We start from the raw sequence: 4,239 nt of genomic DNA, 5'->3' as shown, positions 1-4,239 counted from the left end.
AGTCCGCGACGTATTCGGCGGCGTACGTCCGCAGCTCCTCGAGGGTCACCTCGCGACCGGGAACCGGGGTCACGATCGCGACGATGGTCTCCCCGAATGTGGCGTGGTCCAGGCCGACGACGGCAACGTCCTGGACGTCGGGGTGCCCCGCGAGGGCGTTCTCGACCTCGATCGAGTAGACGTTGCGGCCGCCGGTGATGATCATGTCCTTGAGCCGGTCGACGATCGTGATGAAACCGTCGGCGTCGCGGACGGCGAGGTCCCCGGTGTGCAGCCACCCGTCTCGGATGGTCTCGGCGGTGGCCTCGGGCTTGTTCCAGTAGCCCTTCATGATGGTCTCGCCGCGCAGGATGATCTCGCCGGTCATCCCCGTCGGGACATCGTTGCCATCCGGATCGACCAGCCGGAACTCGGCATTCGTGATCGGCCAGCGTCCCGTCGCATCGGGACGGACGGCGACCTCGTCAGGCGTGGAGTAGATGCCGGTGGGGCCACCCTCGGTCGGCCCGCACAGCTGGAAGAAGCCGACGTCCGGGAAGGTCGTCACGAGTTTCGCGACCGCAGTCGGCGGCATCGGTGCCGCCCCGAAGAAGCCGAGCCGCCAGTGCGAGAGGTCGCGCCGCTCGAGGTCGGGGACCGTCAACATCATCTGATACATGGTGGGAACACCGAGGAAGACGGTGATCCGGTATCGCTCGAGGGCGTCGAGGACGGCGGCGGGCTCGAATGCCGGCAACACGACGTGGGTGGTGCCCATCGAGAAGCCGCTGAGCACGAACAGCACCAGTTCGGCGCAGTGGTACATCGGTGCCACGTGCAGGTTCCGGTCGAAGGAGTTGACGCCGAGCGAGGACACCGCGTGGCCGACCCACAGCAGCCGGTGGTGATCGAACAGCGCACCCTTCGGTTTCCCGGTGGTGCCGGAGGTGTAGATGATCATGCAGTCGTCGTCCTCGCGCACCTCGACCTGTGGGTCGCTGTCCGGCATGGAGGACGCCAGCTGGACGAAATCGTCGAAGCCGTCCGCGCCGTCCAGCGAAAGCGCCGGGGCAGCGGGCGCCTGCTCCAGCTTGGCCAGGTCCCGCACCGCCGCGACGGTGTCCCCACCGAACAGCAGCACCGACGCGCCGGAGTCCTCGAGCAGATACGCCAGCTCCCGGGCCGTGGACCGCGGGTTGAACGGGGAGACGATCGCGCCGACCTTGAACGCGCCGTACAGCGCGAGGAGGAAGCGGTCGGAGTTCGGCGACAGCACCGCCACGCGGTCGCCCTTCTGCACGCCGAGGGACAGCAGCGCGTTGGCGTACTGGTTGATTTCCCGGTCGAGCTGCCCGTAGCTGCGCTCGACGCCCTCGAAGATCAGCGCGGGCCGGTCCGGGTGGCGGCGTGCGTTCAATGTCAGTTGTCCACCAAGGGTTGCCATGATTCTCCTATGATCGGCGGGTGGTCTGCTAAGCAAATGTGGGGGGACGTTTGGTGAGGACGGCGTCGGCGCCCTCGGCGAAATCCGGTGTGCCGATGAGTTCGATCTGTCCGGCTCGTTCACGCTCGAGGGCGTGGTCGAGGTGGCCCAGGGTGGACGCGGCGAGCGCCCGTCTGGTCAGTTCGAGGGCGCGCCGCGGCCCGGCTCCCAGCGTGCCGGCGACGGCCTCGACATGGGCCGCGAGCTGGTCATCCGGCAGGATCCGGGCCACCAAGCCGGTCTGGGCGGCGTCGGTGGCGGAAAGCCGCTGCCCGAGCAGCGCTAATTCTGTAGCCCGCGCCCGGCCGATCGCCGCGGCGACGAGCGCGGTCGCGCCGCCGTCGGGCATCAGCCCGATGCTGGTGAACGACAACAGGAAATACGCGCTTTCGGCGGCGTAGGTGAGGTCTGCGGCGCAGGCGAGCGCCACTCCGTACCCGACCGCGGGGCCGTTGACGGCGGCGATGACGGGGACCGGCGCGGAGACGATGCCGCGGATCACCCGGTTCGCGGCGTCCATCACCACCTCGGGTTCCTCGCCCGTCACCGCGGTCAGATCCGCTCCCGTGCAGAAGGCTCTTCCCGCGCCGGTGAGCACGATCGCGCGGGCACCGGTCGCTTCCGCCCCGCTGATCGCGGTGTCGAGTGCGACCAGGTCGTCGACGCCGAGGGCGTTCATGCGGCCGGGCCGGTCGATCGTGATGTGAAGCAGGCGGCCGGTGCGGACGGTCCGGATAGCGGTCGGGGTCATCGGATCAGCCGAGCCGCTCGATGATGGTGACGTTGGCTTGTCCGCCGCCCTCGCACATGGTCTGCAACCCGTAGCGTCCGCCGGAGCGTTCGAGTTCGTGCAGCATGGTGGTCATCAGCCGGGTGCCGGTGGCGCCGATCGGGTGGCCGAGAGCGATGGCGCCGCCGTTGGGGTTCACCCGCTCCGGGTCGGCGCCGGTCTCCTGCAACCACGCCATCACGACCGGGGCGAACGCCTCGTTGACCTCGAACACGTCGAAGTCGTCGATGCGCATGCCGGTCCGCTCGAGTGCCCGTTCGGTGGCGGGGATCGGTGCGGCGAGCATCATGACCGGATCGGCGCCGAGCACGGTCAGGTGATGGATCCGGGCCCGCGGAGCCAGGTCGTGGCGGCGTACCGCCTCGGCGGAGGCGATGAGCATGCCCGAGGCGCCGTCGGAGATCTGGCTGGCGACCGCGGCGCTCAAGCGCCCCCCCGGCGTGAGGCTCGGCAGGGCGGCCATCTTCTCCGGTGTGGTGTCGGCGCGCGGTCCTTCGTCGGTCGTCATCTGCTGGTAGGGGAGGATCTCGGCGGCGAAGCGTCCGCCGGCGATCGCCTGCAGCGCCCGGCGGTGGCTTTCCAGGGCGTACTGCTCCATCGCCTCCCGGTCGATTCCCCACTTTTCGGCGATCATCTCGGCGCCGCGGAACTGCGAGATCGTCTCGTCCCCGTAGCGGGCCCGCCACCTCGTCGAGCCCGAGTAGGGGTCGCGCACGCCGAACGCCTCGCCCGCGGTGACCGACGACATCAGTGGGATCTGGCTCATGTTCTGCACCCCGCCCGCGACGATGAGGTCGGCGGTGCCGCTCATCACGGCCTGCGCGGCGAAATGTACAGCCTGTTGCGAGGATCCGCACTGGCGGTCGATGGTCACGCCGGGCACTGTCTCGGGCAGGCCCGCAGCGAGGGCCGCGGTGCGGGCGATATCGCCCGCCTGCGGACCGATGTTGTCCAGGCAGCCGAGGATCACGTCGTCGACCGACGCGGGGTCGACACCGTTGCGTTCGACGAGTGCGCCGATCACATGGGCCGCGAGGTCGACCGGGTGTGCGGCGGCCAGTGCGCCGCGGCGGCGGCCTACCGGGGTGCGTGCCGCGTCGATGATGTATGCCTCTGGCATTGATGTCTCCGAATCGTCGTCTCAGGTGGTCGATGGTTGACGTGTGCGCGAGTGCAGGTAGGCGTCGAGCAGGACGGTCAGCACGACGCGGCCTTCGCTGTCGACCACGGTGCTCTCGGTGGTGACGAGGGCGCGTGCCCGGTCGTCGAACTGGATGTCGTCGATGACGACGGTGCCGGTCAGCACGTCTCCTGGACGCACGGGACGGCGGAACCGCAGATCTCGGATGCCGCGCCCGGCAATGGCCGCCCAGCTGTGCCCCACTGCGTCGAATGTCAGCCGTTGCAGGATCGCCAACGTGTGGATTCCACTGGCGATCAGGCCACCGAACTGGCCGTCCTGCGCCGCCGCCCGGTCGATGTGAAACCACTGGGGATCCCAGTGGGTGGCGAAGTCGACGAGTTCGGCCTCGGTCACCGTGTGTGAGCCCAAGTCGAAACGCTGGCCGATGCCCAGGTCCTCGGCGTATACAAGGCGTGTGTGCTCATGGTGCGATCCCACCTGCACGCCGACGGGTTTCACCGCGGCGCCATGCGGATCGCGCCGTCGAGGCGGATGGTTTCGCCGTTGAGCATCGGGTTGGTCACGATCGCCTCGACCAGCTGCGCGTACTCGGCGGGGTCGCCGAGCCGGTTCGGGTGCGGCACCTGCTGTCCCAGCGAAATCTGAGCCGCCTCGGGCAGCGTGCCCAGCAGCGGGGTCTTGAACAGGCCGGGCGCGATGGTGTTCACCCGGATCAGCAGCGACGCCAGGTCGCGGGCGATCGGCAGGGTGGCGCCGACGATCCCGCCCTTCGATGCCGAGTACGCGGCCTGTCCGATCTGCCCGTCGAAGGCCGCGACCGAGGCGGTGTTGACGATCACGCCG

5 protein-coding genes are annotated in these 4,239 nt (G+C 69.3%); all 5 read right to left on the bottom strand.

The features are described from left to right. A partial coding sequence (locus J1M87_RS28140; protein WP_206492936.1) for a class I adenylate-forming enzyme family protein occupies positions 1-1,423 on the bottom strand: 1,423 nt, incomplete at its 3' end. Between the two features lie 28 nt (positions 1,424-1,451). After that, positions 1,452-2,213: an enoyl-CoA hydratase gene (locus J1M87_RS28135; protein ID WP_011331210.1), complete on the bottom strand. Its 762-nt coding sequence runs from the start codon at positions 2,211-2,213 to the stop codon at positions 1,452-1,454. Positions 2,214-2,217: 4 nt separating this feature from the next. Continuing rightward, positions 2,218-3,372 (bottom strand): acetyl-CoA C-acetyltransferase, encoded by a 1,155-nt coding sequence (locus J1M87_RS28130; protein WP_011331211.1) that lies wholly within the window; start codon positions 3,370-3,372, stop codon positions 2,218-2,220. A gap of 21 nt (positions 3,373-3,393) precedes the next feature. Next, positions 3,394-3,894 (bottom strand): MaoC family dehydratase, encoded by a 501-nt coding sequence (locus J1M87_RS28125; protein ID WP_011331212.1) that lies wholly within the window; start codon positions 3,892-3,894, stop codon positions 3,394-3,396. Beyond that, the coding region (locus J1M87_RS28120; protein WP_206492935.1) for an SDR family NAD(P)-dependent oxidoreductase at positions 3,891-4,239 on the bottom strand (349 nt) is incomplete at its 5' end. The genes J1M87_RS28120 and J1M87_RS28125, both read right to left, overlap by 4 nt.

The sequence above is a fragment of the Rhodococcus sp. KRD162 genome (assembly GCF_017168335.1).
Classification (GTDB): Bacteria; Actinomycetota; Actinomycetes; order Mycobacteriales; family Mycobacteriaceae; genus Rhodococcoides.
The sequence above is the reverse complement of the archived record's forward strand: the minus strand, read 5'-3'. Positions and strand labels throughout refer to the sequence as shown.